11 protein-coding genes and 1 tRNA gene are annotated in these 16991 nt (G+C 60.7%); 11 read left to right on the forward strand and 1 reads right to left on the reverse strand.

Translation table 11 applies throughout. From position 1 onward, the window contains the following. The first annotated feature begins 17 nt into the window (after positions 1–17). From ALP40_RS10990 to ALP40_RS11040, 11 genes are all read left to right on the forward strand, one after another. A complete protein-coding gene (locus tag ALP40_RS10990) occupies positions 18–833 on the forward strand; it encodes an ABC transporter permease (RefSeq protein ID WP_122208298.1) in 816 nt (271 codons plus the stop codon). Then, positions 830–1612, forward strand: coding sequence for an ABC transporter ATP-binding protein (locus ALP40_RS10995; RefSeq protein ID WP_122208299.1), 783 nt, complete (start codon positions 830–832; stop codon positions 1610–1612). The genes ALP40_RS10990 and ALP40_RS10995 overlap by 4 nt, the downstream gene beginning before the upstream one ends. Beyond that, positions 1609–2334: an urea amidolyase associated protein UAAP1 gene (locus tag ALP40_RS11000; protein WP_122208300.1), complete on the forward strand. Its 726-nt coding sequence runs from the start codon at positions 1609–1611 to the stop codon at positions 2332–2334. Before ALP40_RS10995 ends, ALP40_RS11000 begins: the two co-directional genes overlap by 4 nt. Positions 2335–2346: 12 nt before the next feature. Beyond that, entirely contained in the window at positions 2347–2967 is a 621-nt protein-coding gene (locus tag ALP40_RS11005) for an urea amidolyase associated protein UAAP2 (RefSeq protein ID WP_122208301.1), read from the forward strand. A 117-nt stretch (positions 2968–3084) separates the two neighbouring features. After that, complete coding sequence (gene uca / locus ALP40_RS11010; protein WP_122208321.1) at positions 3085–6714, forward strand: urea carboxylase; 3630 nt, start codon at positions 3085–3087, stop codon at positions 6712–6714. Between the two features lie 30 nt (positions 6715–6744). Next, positions 6745–8559 (forward strand): allophanate hydrolase, encoded by a 1815-nt coding sequence (gene atzF / locus ALP40_RS11015; protein WP_122208302.1) that lies wholly within the window; start codon positions 6745–6747, stop codon positions 8557–8559. A 127-nt stretch (positions 8560–8686) separates the two neighbouring features. Beyond that, the gene (locus tag ALP40_RS11020; protein WP_122208303.1) at positions 8687–12046 is read left to right on the forward strand and encodes a dermonecrotic toxin domain-containing protein; all 3360 of its coding nucleotides are present in this window, start codon (positions 8687–8689) and stop codon (positions 12044–12046) included. Positions 12047–12077: 31 nt separating this feature from the next. Then, entirely contained in the window at positions 12078–12317 is a 240-nt protein-coding gene (locus tag ALP40_RS11025; protein WP_122208304.1) for a cysteine-rich CWC family protein, read from the forward strand. 44 nt (positions 12318–12361) lie between these two features. Then, complete coding sequence (locus ALP40_RS11030; RefSeq protein WP_122208305.1) at positions 12362–13054, forward strand: pseudouridine synthase; 693 nt, start codon at positions 12362–12364, stop codon at positions 13052–13054. 300 nt (positions 13055–13354) lie between these two features. Beyond that, entirely contained in the window at positions 13355–14248 is an 894-nt protein-coding gene (locus ALP40_RS11035) for an alpha/beta fold hydrolase (RefSeq protein WP_122208306.1), read from the forward strand. Between the two features lie 156 nt (positions 14249–14404). Then, positions 14405–14478 (forward strand) — tRNA-Gly (locus ALP40_RS11040). A gap of 325 nt (positions 14479–14803) precedes the next feature. Here the strand turns inward: ALP40_RS11040 and ALP40_RS11045 are convergent. Then, the coding region (locus tag ALP40_RS11045) for a calcium-binding protein (protein ID WP_122208307.1) at positions 14804–16991 on the reverse strand (2188 nt) is incomplete at its 5' end.

A 16991-nucleotide genomic window follows, 5' to 3' on the forward strand; every position in this document is an offset into this window, starting at 1 on the left:
GCACAAAGGTCACTGCCATGCGTTTGATAAACCGCCACCCGGATCGCGCCGGTCGCCTGATTCTGGTGATCCTGCCGTTCGCCCTGCTGCTGTTCGCCTACTTTCTGGGCTCAGCCAGCAGGCTTGCGGAAAACCCCAACGACAAACTGCTGCCCAGCGCGGTGCAGATGGCCGATGCGGTCAATCGCATGGCGTTCAAGGCTGATGTCCGCACCGGCGAATACCTGCTGTGGCAGGACACTGCGTCCAGCCTGCAGCGGCTGGCGATCGGGCTGGGCATCAGCGCCTTGCTCGGCCTGTGCCTGGGTATCGCAGCAGGCATTCTGCCGATGTTCGGCGCACCGCTGTCGCCTTTGATGACGGTGCTGTCGATGGTGCCGCCGCTGGCAATCCTGCCGATCCTGTTCATCGTGTTTGGTCTGGGCGAGCTGTCGAAAGTGATGCTGATCGTGATTGGCATCACACCCATTCTGGCCCGGGACCTGGAACAGCGGGCGCGAGAAATTCCGGTGGAACTGCTGATCAAGGCACAGACCCTGGGCGCTTCTACCTGGACGCTGATCCTGCGGGTGATCCTGCCGCAGTTGCTGCCGCGTTTGTTGATTGCCGTGCGGCTGGTGCTGGGTTCAGCCTGGCTGTTTTTGATCGCCGCCGAAGCCATCGCCTCCACTGATGGCTTGGGCTATCGGATCTTTCTGGTCCGTCGTTATCTAGCGATGGACGTGATTCTGCCTTACGTGGCGTGGATCACCCTGCTCGCGTGGCTGATGGACTGGGGCCTGAAAACCCTGACCCGCCGTGCGTTTCCCTGGTACGAAGGAGCGCGGGCATGAGCTTTATCTGTGTGCGTAACGTGTGGCAGCAATACGACGAACAGGTGGTGCTGGAAGGCTTGAATCTGGACGTTGCCGAAGGCGAATTCTGCACATTGGTGGGCGCATCGGGCTGCGGCAAGTCGACCTTTCTTCGCCTGCTGCTGGGCCAGGAAACCTCAAGCCGTGGCTCGATCACCCTCGACGGCCAGCCGCTCTCCAACGAACCGGACGCCAGTCGCGGCGTGGTTTTTCAGCGCTACTCGGTGTTCCCGCACCTGAGCGTGCTGGACAACGTGGCGCTGGGCCTTGAGCTGCCCCGCTCCCGCTGGATCGGCCGGCTGTTCGGCCAGGCCAAGCGAGAGGCACGGGAACAGGCCGCGCAATTGCTGCACAAGGTCGGCCTGGGTCATGCGCTGGACAAGTACCCCTCGCAGTTGTCCGGCGGCATGCAGCAACGACTGGCCATCGCTCAGGCGTTGATCATGAAGCCTCGCGTGCTATTGCTCGACGAACCGTTCGGGGCGCTGGACCCCGGCATCCGCAAGGATATGCACCACCTGTTGCTGGACCTGTGGCGCGAAACGCAACTGACCGTCTTCATGGTTACTCATGACCTGTCCGAGGGGTTCAATCTCGGCACGCGTCTGCTGGTCTTCGACAAGGTCCGCCACGACCCGCACGCGCCCGGAGCCTACGGCGCACGCATCACCTACGACATCCCCCTCAACAGCGAACGCCGCGCCGAGCGCGCGTCACTCGACCTGCTGAAACCGGCTTTAGAGGAACCTGCACCATGACTGACTCGACCACGCTGTACCCCGTCTTCGCCGAAGAACTGCTGCCCGGCGGCGGCCATCGCTCGTTCATTCTCAAGCGCGGCGAACTGCTGCGTCTGACCGACCTGCGCGGTAACGCCAACGTCAGCCTGACCCTGCTCAACGCACACGAGAAAACCGAGCGCCTCAATCTGCCCGACAGCCTCAAGTGCCAGCACACCGCGCGACTGAGTGCCGGTCACTGTCTGTACTCGGACATGGGTCGCGTGCTGGCGGCTATCGTGACCGACACCTGCGGCTGGAGCGACAGCATTGGCGGCGTACTCAACGCCCATGAAGCCGCCGAAAAATACGGCCAGGGCCGGTATCAGGAACTGCGCAACGGCTTCTTCCGCAACGGTGTCGACAACCTGCTGGTCGAGCTGGGCAAATGGGGCCTGGGCCTGTCGGACCTGCTGATGACCCTCAACCTGTTCAGCCGGGTCAACGTGGACGAAACCGGCGTTCTGCATTTCGTACCGGACAACTCCAAGGCGGGTGATTACATCGAACTGTATGCGCCGATGGACACGCTGGTGGTGTTGACCGCGCTGCAACATCCGATGGACCCGAACCCTGCGTATGCGCCGCAGCCGCTCAAGCTGAGCTGGATGAAAGCCGACGCCAGCGTTGCCGAGCATTGCCGGACCTCGCGCCCGGAAAACGAGCGCGGCTTCATCAACACCGACCGCCTGTTCGCCTGAGGAGACCCCGTCATGAATCTGCATACCCACGATCATCACTGTGACGCAACCATCCCGGCGGGCGAACCGTTTCTGGCCGAAGTGAAAGCCGGACAAACCGTGCGCATCCTCGACCTGGAAGGCAATCAGGCGGTGGATACGCTGTTCTTCAGCCTCGCCAACCCGCGTGAACGCTATGACGTGCAACGCACCCTGCGCCGCCAGAACAGCGTGTACCTGACCACCGGCAGCGTGCTGTTTTCCAACCTCGGCCAGCCGATGCTGACCATCGTCGATGACACCTGCGGGCGTCACGACACGCTGGGCGGTGCCTGTGCGCAGGAAAGCAACACCGTGCGCTATGCCCTGGAAAAACGCCACATGCACAGCTGCCGCGACAACTACTTGCGCGCCTGCCTGCATGACGGTCGCCTGACCAAGAGCGACATTGGCCCGAACATCAACTTCTTCATGAACGTGCCCGTGACAGCGGATGGCGGCCTGACGTTCGAAGACGGCATCTCCGCCCCCGGTAAATACGTCGAACTGCGCGCCGAGATGGACGTGATCGTGCTGATCTCCAACTGCCCGCAACTGAACAACCCCTGCAATGGCTACAACCCGACGCCCGCGCAGTTGATCGTTCGCGACTAACCACTTTCGAAATTCCCGGTCTGGGCAGCAACGGACGACCGTTGCCTTGAATACCAATTGCGGGACGGCCCGCTTCCCATCACGAAACCGATTCAGTCCGGTTTCCGGGGTCATGCCATGTTCGACAAACTGCTGATCGCCAACCGTGGCGCCATTGCCTGCCGCATCCTGCGCACCCTGCGTACCTTGAAGGTCAAGGGCGTGGCGGTGTATTCCGAAGCCGACGTCGCCAGCCTGCACCTGATGCAGGCCGACGAGGCACACAGCCTGGGAGAAGGCGGCGCGGCCGGTACTTACCTGGCGGTGGACAAGATCCTCGCCATCGCCAAAGCCAGCGGCGCAGGTGCAATTCATCCGGGCTACGGATTTCTTTCCGAGAACGCCGCGTTCGCGCAGGCCTGCGAAGACGCCGGCATCGCCTTCGTCGGTCCGACCCCTGAGCAACTGCGGGTGTTCGGTCTCAAGCACACCGCTCGTGCCTTGGCCAAACAACACGGCGTGCCGATGCTGGAAGGCACCGAGCTGCTGGACAGCGTCGACGCGGCCCTCACGGCGGCCGAAGTGATCGGCTATCCGGTGATGCTCAAGAGCACTGCGGGCGGCGGCGGCATCGGCATGCGCGTGTGCCGCAGCGCCGATGAGCTGGGCGATTCGTTCGAAGCGGTCAAGCGTCTGGGTCAGAATAACTTCAGCGACGCTGGCGTATTCATCGAGAAATACATCCAGCGTGCCCGCCATCTGGAAGTCCAGGTGTTCGGCGATGGTCAGGGTGAAGTGCTGGCGCTGGGCGTGCGCGATTGTTCGGTGCAGCGGCGCAACCAGAAAGTGCTGGAGGAAACCCCGGCGCCCAACCTGCCGGAAGGCATGGCGGATGAGCTGTGTGCAGCAGCGATCAAGCTGGCCAAGGCCGTCAACTATCGCAGCGCCGGGACCGTGGAATTCGTTTTCGACAGCCAGGACCAGCGCTTCTATTTTCTGGAAGTGAACACTCGCCTGCAGGTCGAGCATGGCGTGACCGAGCAGGTCTGGGGCGTGGACCTGGTCGGCTGGATGGTACAACTGGCGGCCGGTGATCTGCCTCCGCTTGCCGAGCTGCAAGCGACCCTGCAACCGAACGGGCACGCGATTCAGGCGCGTCTGTACGCGGAGGATCCGGGGCGCGACTTCCAGCCGTGCCCCGGCCTGCTGACGGCGGTTAGCTTTCCGCCAGCCGATGGTCAGGCGCTGCGTATCGACACTTGGGTTGAAGCGGGCTGCGAGATCCCGCCGTATTTCGACCCGATGATCGCCAAGCTCATCGCCTGGGCGCCAAGCCGCGATGAAGCCAGTGAGGCACTGGCAGAAGCGTTGGGCGAAAGCCGCTTGTACGGCGTGGAAACCAACCGCGATTACTTGCGGCAGATCATTGCCGATGCGCCATTTGCGAGCGGGCAGCCGTGGACGCGCTGCCTGGAGCATCTGATGTATCACGCCGACACCTTCGAAGTGCTCAGCGGCGGTACGCAGACCAGCGTTCAGGATTATCCGGGACGGTTGGGTTACTGGGCCGTCGGTGTTCCGCCGTCAGGTCCCATGGACAGTCGCGCATTGCGTCAGGGCAATCTGTTGCTGGGCAATGCCGAAGGTTGCGCGGCGCTGGAAATCACCATGAGCGGGCCGCTGCTGCGCTTCAATACCGATGCCGTGGTGGCGGTGACCGGTGCGCCGATTCCGCTGACGCTGGATGGCGAGTCGTGCCCGATGAACACGACGCTGCGGGTGAATGCCGGTTCGACACTGGCAATGGGCACCATCGCCGGGGCCGGTGCCCGCAGCTACCTCTGTGTGAGGGGCGGGCTGGATGTGCCGGATTATCTGGGCAGCAAAAGCACCTTCACGCTCGGCCAGTTCGGCGGTCATGGTGGGCGCGCGTTGAGGGCTGGAGATGTGCTGCACCTTGCGCCGCTCGATGACGGAAGTGTCGGCCAGTGCCTTGCAGATGACGCGATCGAGGTGCTCAGCGAGGTTCGTGACATTCGTGTGATCTACGGGCCGCATGCCGCGCCCGAGTACTTCACCGAAGCGTACATCGAGACGTTTTTCGCGACTGACTGGGAAGTGCACTTCAACTCTAGCCGCACCGGCGTGCGCCTGATCGGGCCTAAGCCTGAATGGGTGAGGGCCGACGGAGGCGAGGCAGGGCTGCACCCCTCGAACATTCACGACAACCCGTATGCGATTGGCGCGGTGGATTTCACCGGTGACATGCCAGTCATCCTCGGGCCGGACGGGCCGAGCCTGGGGGGATTCGTTTGCCCGGTGACCATCATCGAAGCGGACCTGTGGCACCTGGGCCAGCTCAAGGCTGGGGACAAAGTGCGGTTTCATCCGGTAAGTGTCGAGGCGTGTCACGCCTCTTCGCGGACAAGTCCGCTCCCACATGAAACGGTGAGCGCTTGTGGGAGCGAGCTTGCTCGCGAAAGCACTACAAGCCGCACCTCGATCATCGCCCAACTGCAAAGCCCGATCATTCTGGACATCGGCCAGGACGACAAACGCCTCGTTGCGCGCCTTTCCGGCGATACGCATCTGTTGCTGGAAATCGGCGCGCCCGAGCTGGATCTGGTGCTGCGTCTGCGCGGCCATGCGCTGATGCTCGCGCTGGAAGCCAAGGCCTTGCCGGGTGTGATCGACCTGACGCCGGGCATCCGCTCTCTTCAAGTGCATTACCGCCCTGCCCAGCTCCCGCTCAAGCGCCTGCTCGACATCGTGGCCGGTGAGTGGGACGCCGTTTGCGCAGCCAAAGACCTGCAAGTGGCCTCGCGCATCGTGCACCTGCCCTTGTCGTGGGACGACCCGGCGTGCCAGTTGGCCATCGAGAAATACATGACCACCGTGCGCAAGGATGCGCCGTGGTGCCCGAGCAATCTGGAGTTCATCCGACGCATTAACGACCTGCCCAACCTCGACGAAGTGCAGCGCACAGTGTTCGACGCCAGCTATCTGGTGATGGGCCTGGGCGACGTCTACCTTGGCGCGCCGGTTGCGACGCCACTGGACCCGCGTCATCGGCTGGTCACCACCAAGTACAACCCGGCCCGCACCTGGACCGCGGAAAACTCGGTCGGCATCGGTGGCGCCTACATGTGCGTGTACGGCATGGAAGGCCCCGGCGGTTATCAGTTCGTGGGCCGCACGTTGCAAATGTGGAACCGCTACCGCGATGTCGCTGCATTCGAAGGTAAACCGTGGCTGCTGCGCTTCTTCGACCAGATCCGCTTTTACCCGGTCAGCGCCGAAGAACTGCTGCGCATCCGCCGCGATTTCCCGCTGGGCCGTTTCGATCTGAACATCGAACACAGCACCCTGAACCTCACCGATTACCAGGCATTCCTGAGCACCGAAGCAGAGGGCATCGCGGCATTCAGAAACCAGCAACAAGCGGCCTTCAACGCCGAACGCGAACGCTGGATTGCCAATGGGCAGACCCATTTCGAGAGCGAAGAAAGCGTCGTCACCAGCACCGACGAAACAGCTCTTGAACCGGGCCAGCACGGCGTCGACAGCCACATTGCGGGCAACCTCTGGCAAGTGCAGGTCAAGCCCGGCGAACGCGTCGAGGCGGGCGATGTGCTGGTGGTGCTGGAGTCGATGAAGATGGAAATTCCGGTACTCGCACCGGTCGGCGGCATCGTGCAGGACGTGCGGGTGCAACCCGGCTCCGCCGTGCGCGCAGGCCAACGCGTCGTCGTGCTCGACGCGGATTGAACCGAATCACTCAATTTGAAGGGACCCCCCATGACCGCTAACCAATGGTTGAATGATCTGCGCCTGGACTCGGTTCGCACTGTCTACCAGTCCGGCGACGTTTCGCCTCGCCAGTTGATCCTCGCATTGCGGGACAAAGCCGCGATCCTGAACCCTGAGTATCACCTGTTCATCCACCTGCTCAGCGCGGATGAACTGGAGCCCTATCTGACTGCGCTGGAAAGCCGCGATCTCAACGACCTGCCGCTGTATGGCGTGCCGTTCGCCATCAAAGACAACATTGATCTGGCGGGCATTCCGACAACCGCTGCCTGTCCCGATTACGCCTACACCCCGGAACGCTCGGCAACCATCGTCGAGCAACTGATCGCGCTGGGCGCGGTGCCGATAGGCAAAACCAATCTGGACCAGTTCGCCACGGGTCTCAATGGCAGCCGCTCACCCTACGGCCCTTGCCCCAACAGCGTGTTGAACGAGTATCCGTCCGGCGGCTCCAGCTCCGGCTCGTCACTGGCCGTTGCGCTGGGTGTGAGCAGTTTCTCGCTGGGCACTGACACGGCGGGCTCTGGCCGAGTACCCGCAGCGCTTAACAATCTGGTCGGCACCAAAGCCAGCAAAGGCCTGATCTCCACCGCAGGCGTCGTACCGGCCTGTCGGACGCAGGATTGCGTATCGCTATTCACCGCCACGGCCAGAGAAGCCAGCCAGTTGCTGGGGCTGGTCGCCAAGCTTGATCCGCGCGATGAATACAGCCGCCGTAATCCGGCGTGGAACGACGCCAGCGCATTCGGCACGCCGCGCCCATTTCGCTTCGGCGTTCCGCGTGCCGAAGACCTGGAGTTCTTCGGCTGCGTTCAAGGTCCGCTGCTGTTCAGTGACGCCATTGACCACCTGACCGCGCTGGGCGGCGAAGCAGTCACCCTCGACCTGTCGCCGTTCCTCGAAGCCGCCAGTCTGCTGTACGAAGGGCCGTGGGTCGCCGAGCGTTACAGCGTCGCCGGGCAACTGATGCACGACAACCCCGCTGCGGTGCTGCCCGTCATCCGCGCCGTGCTGGCCAAGGCACCGGCCGTCACAGGCGTCGATACCTTTCGTGCGCAATACCGCCTGCAAGCGCTCAAAGCCATATGCGACAAAGCAATGGAGGGGCTGGACTGCGTGGTAACGCCAAGTATCGGTCGGCCCGTGACATCGGCTGAACTGCTGGCCGAGCCGGTCCTGCGCAACTCCGAACTGGGTTACTACACCAACTTCGTCAACCTGCTGGATTACGCCGCCGTCGCGGTGCCCAGCACGTTCATGGACAACGGCCTGCCGTGGGGCGTGACGCTGTTCGGGCGTGCGTTCACCGATCAGTACCTGCTCGGCCTGGCCGACGCGTTCCAGCGGCACACCGCGCTGCCATTGATCAGGGGCCAAACCTCGCTACTGCCAACGCCGAGCGCGACAGCCCGCAACGACATGACCCGGCTGGTAGTGTGCGGCGCGCACCTGGACGGCCTGGCGTTGAATGGGCAGCTCAAACAGCGTGGTGCTCGTCTGCTGGAAGCCACGCACAGCTCGCCCGATTATCGTTTATATGCCCTGGCGGGCGGACCGCCGTTCAGGCCTGGCATGGTGCGTGTGGCCGAAGGCGGTGTGACGATTGCCGTGGAAGTCTGGGAGCTGCCCAGCGCCGAGCTGGGATCGTTCCTGACCAGCATCCCCGCACCGCTGGGGTTGGGCAAGGTGCAGCTCGCTGATGGCCGCTGGGAAACCGGCTTCATCTGCGAAGCCTACGGCCTGCAAGGCGCCCGGGATATCAGTGAACTGGGCGGCTGGCGCGCTTATCTGCAACAGCAGTGACAGCAGCAGAGGCGGCACGTATCAGCGTGCTGCCTCTGCACAAAAACCGGCTCAACGATACATAGTTATGCCTCTCCGGGCAGGCGTTCACGACATAGTGGGCCTTCATCCACTTCGACAGACCGTCATGAACAGCCTCTGGAGCCCGCTTCGCCAGCACACCCTGTTTCACCCCTCCACCGCCCTGCTGGAGCAACCCGGCATCCTGCTGCCCGACTACCGAGGCGAGCGGCACGATACGCTCAACCCTGCGGTGCCCTTCTCGCTCTCGCCCTTGCACTTCTCGACCGGCGAGGGTCGACTGCCCTCACTGGCCGAAGAGCCGGTTCCAGACGATCACAGCGCCGACATTGAACGGCGTCTGACGGCGCTGCGTGACAGTCAAGGTTTCAGTCTGATCACTGACTCGGAACTGCTGCTTAAAGCCTGCCAACTGGACATGGATTTCCCCCAGGACCGTCACGCTCACGTTCGCGAACAACTGACCACGTTGCTCGCCCGCAAAACCGGCAAACGCTTGAATCCGGATGACTTGCACATCGCGTTTAACACCCAAGACAGCCCCGCGGCCGACGATGACGGCGTGGAGCAGTACAGCCTGCGCCTGTCGCTGACCGAAGTCGCCCTGATCAGCTTCGACCCGCCGCGTTTTTTAGCCTTGCACCGCAGCCGCGACCGAGCCAGCGCCGACCTGTCGCTGACCGACGAAGTACCGTCATTAACGGCCGCTCAGACGCTCGCCTGGATCCTCGAAACGCCGTGGAGCACTGATTACAGCGCTGTGTTCGCAGCGTTCTGGCATCGGCACAGGGCAACCTATCGCCTGCTGTCATGCGTGAGCCTGCTGGATCAACTGGCACACCAGCATGCGATGGGCCACATCAGTCGAAGCGGCTATTCACTGACGCTCGATGCATTGGGTTTGCGCCAATTCCCGTCTGACATCCAGGCACTCACCCCTTCATTGCGCGGCGCCATGAGCGAAGTCCGGATGCTGTCGATCAATGGTCAGCCAGTGCCGGGGATCTTCCAGGTCAGCTCGAAAGCAACCGCGCACTGCTTCATTCATGTGCTGAGCGTCAGCGGTCCGGTCGTTGAATACATCAGCGACGAGCCCGGATACATGGCTGAGCGGTTACTGGCGACGCTGAATGCCTCGGGGCTGTACGGCCATGTGTTGATGGACCTTGAGCAGGGCAAACGACCGGTCATCGATTCAATGCTGATCGAAGGGGACGTGTTCAGCGAGCTGACCGAGACGCAGGAACGTATGACCTACGCGTTAATCGAGACAGACACCTGTGACAGCACCGATCTGCTCCGTCCCCTCGCCCGCAGCCTTGAACTGGCCAGCGCTGTAGACCTCTGGCCAGCGCAATCGGCCGTGCTGGACCGCCTGCCGGCGCCATCAGGTGAAGCGGTGCAGATCATGGCCGACTACCTGCGGGTTCATCACGGTCTGGCGCTGGATCCCGAGCAGGTGTTCATCGCCTATCAGTCCGGAACCGTCATTACGCCCCAGGGCGGGCTGCGCACGCCCTCCCTGCATGTGCATACGCCCGACGAAATGCCGATCAGCCTGAGCGAAGCGCTGGTGAGCCACTACCGGGTCGAACGCCCGGTGGGCTATGTCGATCATGAAGGCGCCACGGTCGTTTTTCTGGATCCCACTGGCCAAGGTGATATCGGACAAGGCCAGCCCCTGCGACTCGATCCTCAAGCGATTGAGGACTACATCAAGACATTCGACTTTCTGAGCTGGATGACGCGAAAGCTGGATGATTTTTGGGTACAGCAGCAGACGGCCATCGAGCAGGCGCTCAGATCGACCTTCATTGTCCAGGCTCTCACCAGTCTCAAACGAGGCCGCATGACGCGCAGCGGGTTCGATCTGATCGTCCAGGCCATGACATCTGTCGAGCCAGTCAGGTGGCTGGCTCTCGGGTTCTTTGTCCAGGGTTCGTTGCTTGATGGCATGGAACATCAATACACCGGCTTGCTGGTGATCGAGCAGCCGGGCGAGTTGAAGCTCCTGTACCAGGCGGGGCACCCCGATGCCTTCGTCGAGTGCCGCAACGACACCGAACTGAATCAACACCTCAAGCACGCCACTGCAGAACCTCAGTGGCGCGAAGCAGTCATGCGCTACGTGCCTGCCCACCATCACAAGCGCCTGGACTACCTGTTGCGATTGTGGAGTGGCACACAGTCGCCGCAGCCGCCGGTGTCGATTCTTCGCCCCTGGACCGACGCGCTGTACAACCCGGATACACGGCAGGCGCTGCATCAATCACTGTGCGAGAAAAGGCTGGAAGGCTCGCCATTCAGCTTTCTGAGTCAGTTGCTCAAACACAACGCGCAAAGCGATGCGGAGGACAGAATCGTAACGCGCGCACAGGTTTCACTGGCCGATTGGACAGACCGCCTGACGCGCTTGCAATGGGTATTGGCGCCCCTGTCGCTGTTGCTGACACCGGCCTTTATCGCCTCGCTGGCCATCGAAGTCGGCCTTACTTCGTTGAGCATCGCCGTCGCACGCCTGCCTGGCAGCCGTTACGCAGAGAAGAACCAAGCGCTGCTTTCCGGCCTGACGTTGGGGTTGCTGCAATTGGGGCCGAACACCCCAAGGTTATTGGGTTCGCTACGTCGCATCATCACGCCTGCCGCCAAAGCAGCTCCGACAGCAGCTGGCACGCTGGAGGCGCTGAAGGGCTGGCCTGCCGCGCGCTCGCACATGATGGTCGCGCGCCAGACTCGGCTGGAAACGTTCTTCCACACCGACGCCCTGCTCAAACGCTGGACGCTCGTAGGGCCGGCGAGCGTCGGTCATCTTCCTGTACACGCCTGGAAACTGGGGCGCAGATTCCTGCTCTGGACCTCCGACAGGGGCCAGGCAAGAACGCTGGTTGTCAGCACGCATGGCTATTATTTGCCGTGGACCTCGACCGTAGAAATCCCCAACGGCACGGAAATTCATACGTATGCGCCACATGGCTACGAACTGGTCGACCCCAAGCTGCATCGCGTCGTCAGTGAACATGTCAACGCCTTCGCCATTTCCAATGCCCTGGAAAACAGGCTGGTACAACCGTCAAACCTCGCACCTCAGGTCATTACGGACAAGCTCATGGCGGGCACCGCACTGCCCGGCAGCCTGAAGAACTACACGCTGTCGAAGTTTCAGACCGCGGCTGACGAAAGCTATCAGGACATCGCCAATGTGGTGCGCAACTCGAATGCCTCGCCCCTGCGTGGCTGGTTGCCCCCAACGCCAATGGATGTACTGAGCATCCGCAACCGCTTCGGCATGACGCCTCCGTCACTGGCCGATCTGTTCGACACGCTGTCGGCTCAGGGCATTCATTACGACCGCATTCTGCTGGTGCATTGCCGGTGCGCCGCAATCTCCTCAATGCTGCGCCGCGCTCCGGTTTATCATGCCGCAAGCGTCAGGCCCGTGATCAGTAACGCAACGGAGCCTGGCTGAGCTGACTATCGAGTACGGTGCCCGTATCGCCATGACCAACGCCTCTATCGACCCCAACCTCTGTCCGGTGTGCGGCTTTAGCAATCAGTGCAGCCTGGCCGACCCGCGCACCCTCGATCAGCCCTGCTGGTGCTTTTCCGAAAGCATCGACCCTGCGGTGCTTGAAGCCCTGCCTGACGAGATCCGCAACAAGGCCTGCCTGTGCCCGCGCTGCGCGGGCATCACGAATACTGCGCCTGAAGATTCAGCGCTGGGGCAGCCTGCACGCTAGATCGCGTACCATACGCGCCCCATCATTCGCCTGTTGTCTTCGTCATGCGTCTAGACCGCTTCCTCAGTAACCTGCCCCGTTTCAACCGCAAAGACGTGCGCATGGCACTGGTCGGCGGGCGTGTGAAAGTGGACGGTCAGATCGTCACGGACCCGCACCACGACGTGCGAGCGTTCAGCAGCGTGGCGTTTGACGACGAGATCATTCAGCCAGGCAAAGCGGCGCGCTATTTCATGCTGCACAAACCGCAAGGGTGTGTGAGCGCCACGGTCGATCCGCAGCATCCCACGGTCTTGGATTTGCTGGATGAACCTGACAAACATGAACTTCATATTGCTGGGCGCCTGGATTTCAACACCACCGGTCTGATGTTAATGACCAATGACGGTCACTGGTCACGTCGCCTGACACAGCCGCAAACAAAGTTGCCAAAGGTGTATTACGTCGAGACCGAGCAGGTTATCGACGAACGGTATATAACCAAGTTTGCCGAAGGCTTTTACTTCCCGTTCGAAAACATCACCACGCAACCGGCCGTATTATCTATCGAGGGGCCTCGTTGTGCCCGGCTGAGTATCGTCGAAGGCCGTTACCATCAGGTCAAACGGATGTTCGGCCATTTCGATAATAAGGTGTTGATTCTGCACAGAGAACGCATGGGGGCATTGTCCCTGGACCCTATGCTAGAGCCCGGCAGCTACCGTGCGCTGCACGCCGCAGAAATCGAGCTATTCTAAAAAAGTCACAACCGTTCGGCGGAATGCGCAATAAGCCTATGGATGGCGCTTGCGGGTTTACCTATCCACTGCTTGAATCCAAACCGTCAGTCCACATGTGACTGATGAGTCAGAACATCATTCCAAGAAACCTTTTGCCGTACCGAGTCATTGGACTCACGACAAATTGCCCGCCAATAACAATACCTGTCGGACAGATCGTTCGGATCGACATGGGCCTTTAACCGGCTAATGCCTGCCTGTCACGAAACTCGTGCAACGTTGTTGTACGCATACCTGTTTACGCCAGGAGTTACACCTATGTCGCCAGAAAAAGCCGTGCTTGATATACAAGGACAGTTTCGGGTTTACACGGAGTTTTATCGCGCAGATGCCGCGGAAAAAACCATCATCATGGTAAACGGCTCACTGGCCACTACCGCGTCATTTGCGCAAACCGTCCGCAACCTTTACCCGACGATGAACGTGGTGCTTTACGATCAGCCATACGCTGGAAGATCCAAACCGCACAACCGTCATGAAAGGCCCCTGACCCGGGAAATGGAAGGCCAGATCCTTTTGGAGCTGATCGACCACTTCAATGCCGAACACGTCATGTCGTTCTCATGGGGTGGCGCCGCTGCGCTGGTCGCACTTTCTCAGCGTCCCAAGCGCATCGAAAGCGCCGTCATCAGCTCGTTCTCGCCCGTTCTCAACGACCACATGCGTGACTACCTGAACCGGGGCATCCTTCATTTGGGCGCTCACGACCGCTACGAAGTCGGCCACCTGATCAACAACACCATCGGCAAGCACTTGCCGTCGTTGTTCAAGCGCTTCAATTACCGCCACGTAAGCAGCCTGGACCTGCATGAATACGACCAGATGCACTACCACATCAGTCAGGTACTGGAGATCGATCCGGGCAATTACCTCACCGCTGCGAAAAACATCAACGTACCCGTCTTGTTCATGAACGGTGCCTGGGACGAATACACCGCCGCGAACGACGCCGTGCATTTTGCGAAGTACGTCAAAGACTGCAGCTTCAGCACCATCGAAGCCGCAGGGCATTTTCTGGACATGGAACACAAGGCCGCCTGCCGTGATTCGAAGCGGGCACTGCTGAGTTTCCTGCAACCGGAACCTGCCGTGGCAGAGTCATCACGTCACGCTTACCAGCCGGTCCAGAACCACCATGCCCTCGCCTTCTGAGAACAGCGTTCGACAGCACCAGGGATCCTCCGCCAGCGCACGGACAGCGGCACTCGGCGGACGGCTTCCAGGGTGAAGGTCCGGGGAAAAGCAGGGTTCAAGGAAATTAACGCTTCAAATGCAGGACCGCATCTGGTACAAAGTCAGCCGCTTTGAGCGGGTATAGTTTAGTGGCAAAACGAAAGCTTCCCAAGCTTTAGTTGAGGGTTCGATTCCCTCTACCCGCTCCACTTTCCAGACACATTGTCTGAATCGTAAACTCCCCGAAATACCTATTCCTCCTGTATTCGTCGTAACCCACCGATTAACAACGCGCCTGATTCCCACGATTGCAGTCCCCTCGCGTTTTCATATGCGCAGGCCGAATGCCCGCTTTCTCGACGCGGAACGCCAAACGCTCCCAAAGCCAACGCATTGAAAGAGCCGCTGTTGCCCGGCTCACGCAATGCCGGGCAACAGCGACTCTTTCACGTTTGATTGTGGAAGCGGGACAGCCATCAGATGGCTTTACAAGGGTAAGCAATATGAGGCGGCGAACGAAGCCGCCTCATCCTTTCAGGAAAACATATCCTGAATGGCGGGCAGACCGATGAGCTGCATATCCGCCGTCTGGATCTGTTCGATGGTTTCGTAACCTGCAAACCAACTCTCTAGGCGAACGCCCTCTTGAGGTGCCTGTCCTGCAGGAAAGCTTGAACGGTGCAGATACAGGTCGTCACCGATCCGGTCCAATAACAGCTCATTGCTGCTTATGTTGGACAAAATCAATTTATCAATGCGGCTTACGCCCTCGTCCCGGATCGTCACGAGTTCTGAAGTATTGATGATGTAGGTATCGTCATCCTCACCACCGTAGGCAAAACCGCTGGCGCGCATCACCAGTCGGTCATCCCCCTGACCTCCTGACAACGAAAAGCCTGTGCCTGTCCCGGTCAACACGTCGTTGCCTTGCCCACCGTCAGCCATGCCATAAGTCACAGTAATAGTGTCGGCCCCGGCCTCACCGTAGGCCTGACTGCCTTGGTCGTTGACCGCCGTGAGAATGGTGTCGTTACCGCTACCGCCGTACAAGATATCTGCCTGCGGTCCGTTGGTCGGGCTGCCCAGTGCGAAAGGTCCGATTGACGAAACCAGGCCGCCATAGAGGAAATCGTTGCCGTCGCCGCCGTCGATGACGTCGTTACCCAATCCGCCTTCCAGATAATTGGCACCAGCGTCGCCTACCAAGACATCGTTATAGTGACTGCCCAACACGCGTTCGATGTTGAGCAATACATCGCCCTCGGCGTCTCCACCCTGATTGGCTTGAGTTTGCAAGTTGATCGAGACGCCTGCCGCGTTTGTGATGTACCAAACGCTGTCCTGGCCTTCGCGACCATCGATCACATCTGCGCCAGCGCCTCCGATGAACGTGTCCCCCAGACGAGAGCCCGATAGCGTGTCGTTAAAATTGCTGCCTTGAAAAATCTCGATGCTGGTGTAGGTATGACCCGCCGCCTCACCGACCGTAGTGCCGTTGGTCAAGTCCAGGGTGATTGCACTGGCGGACTGCTCGTACGTGACCAAGTCCTGGCCAACGCCGCCATCCACCATCATTGACGAACTGCCACCATAGAACGTGTCGTTGAAATTCGACCCTCTGACCACCTCGATACCCGTGTAGGTATCACCTGCCGCGATTCCGGAATACACGCCGGTCTTGAGGTTGATGAACATCGCTTCCTTGCTGTCCAGGTAGCCCGCGACATCGCTGCCCGCACCGCCAATGAACTGGTCTGCACCCGCGCCACCGTAGAGGGTGTCGTTGCCTGAGCCACCGGTGATGACGTTGTTGCTGTCGTTGCCGTAGCCGGTGAAAGCGCCGGTGCCGACGTACGTCAGGCGTTCGACGTTTGCGGCCAGGAACGTGTTGGCAGGGTTGATCACCGAGACGCGTACTTCGTCGTTGCCGCCGTCAGCTTGCTCGATGATGGTCGGGGCGTAGCCCATGTTGATGTTGTAAATATCGTCGCCCGCACCACCTTCCAGTCGAACACCTGTGACGATGGTGTAAGGACCCGCGGTGAGAACGTCATTGAAAGCCGAGCCGATGACGTTTTCGATCGCCGTCAATGTGCTGCCTTCGGCTTCGCCGCCTGAGCCTGCCGTGCCCGTGCCTAGACGAACGTTGATGTTTACTGCGGACGTCGAGCCCGAGTAATCCACGGTGTCGACACCGGCACCGCCGTCGAAATCCATACCGCTGCCATCGCCGATGAAGGTGTCGTTGAAGTTAGAACCCCGGATCACTTCGATGTCGGTGTAAGTGTCGCCTGCGGCAATCCCGGAGTTGACGCCGGTCTTGAGGTTGATGGACACCGCTTCCTTACTGTCCAGGTAACCGGCACCGTCGTAACCCGCGCCGCCGATGAACTGGTCTGCACCCGCGCCACCGTAGAGGGTGTCGTTACCCGAGCCACCGGTGATGACGTTGTTGCTGTCGTTGCCATAACCAATGAAGGCACCGGTGCCGACGTACGTCAGGCGCTCGACATTGGCCGCCAGGAACGTGTTGGCAGGGTTGATCACCGACACGCGTACTTCGTCATTGCCGCCGTCAGCTTGCTCGATGATGGTCGGGGCGTAGCCCATGTTGATGTTGTAAATATCGTCGCCCGCACCACCTTCCAGTCGAACACCTGTGACGATGGTGTAAGGACCCGCGGTGAGAACGTCATTGAAGGCCGAGCCAATGACGTTTTCG

Source organism: Pseudomonas viridiflava, assembly GCF_003702045.1.
Classification (GTDB): Bacteria; Pseudomonadota; Gammaproteobacteria; order Pseudomonadales; family Pseudomonadaceae; genus Aquipseudomonas; species Aquipseudomonas viridiflava_C.

Bases quoted from the DNA above. Each gene is read 5' to 3' on its own strand.
- ALP40_RS11035 (WP_122208306.1), top strand. From the start codon at position 13,355: ATGTCGCCAGAAAAAGCCGTGCTTGATATACAAGGACAGTTTCGGGTT.
- ALP40_RS11000 (WP_122208300.1), top strand. From the start codon at position 1,609: ATGACTGACTCGACCACGCTGTACCCCGTCTTCGCCGAAGAACTGCTG.
- uca (WP_122208321.1), top strand. From the start codon at position 3,085: ATGTTCGACAAACTGCTGATCGCCAACCGTGGCGCCATTGCCTGCCGC.
- ALP40_RS10995 (WP_122208299.1), top strand. From the start codon at position 830: ATGAGCTTTATCTGTGTGCGTAACGTGTGGCAGCAATACGACGAACAG.
- ALP40_RS11025 (WP_122208304.1), top strand. From the start codon at position 12,078: ATGACCAACGCCTCTATCGACCCCAACCTCTGTCCGGTGTGCGGCTTT.
- ALP40_RS11030 (WP_122208305.1), top strand. From the start codon at position 12,362: ATGCGTCTAGACCGCTTCCTCAGTAACCTGCCCCGTTTCAACCGCAAA.
- ALP40_RS10990 (WP_122208298.1), top strand. From the start codon at position 18: ATGCGTTTGATAAACCGCCACCCGGATCGCGCCGGTCGCCTGATTCTG.
- ALP40_RS11020 (WP_122208303.1), top strand. From the start codon at position 8,687: ATGAACAGCCTCTGGAGCCCGCTTCGCCAGCACACCCTGTTTCACCCC.
- atzF (WP_122208302.1), top strand. From the start codon at position 6,745: ATGACCGCTAACCAATGGTTGAATGATCTGCGCCTGGACTCGGTTCGC.
- ALP40_RS11005 (WP_122208301.1), top strand. From the start codon at position 2,347: ATGAATCTGCATACCCACGATCATCACTGTGACGCAACCATCCCGGCG.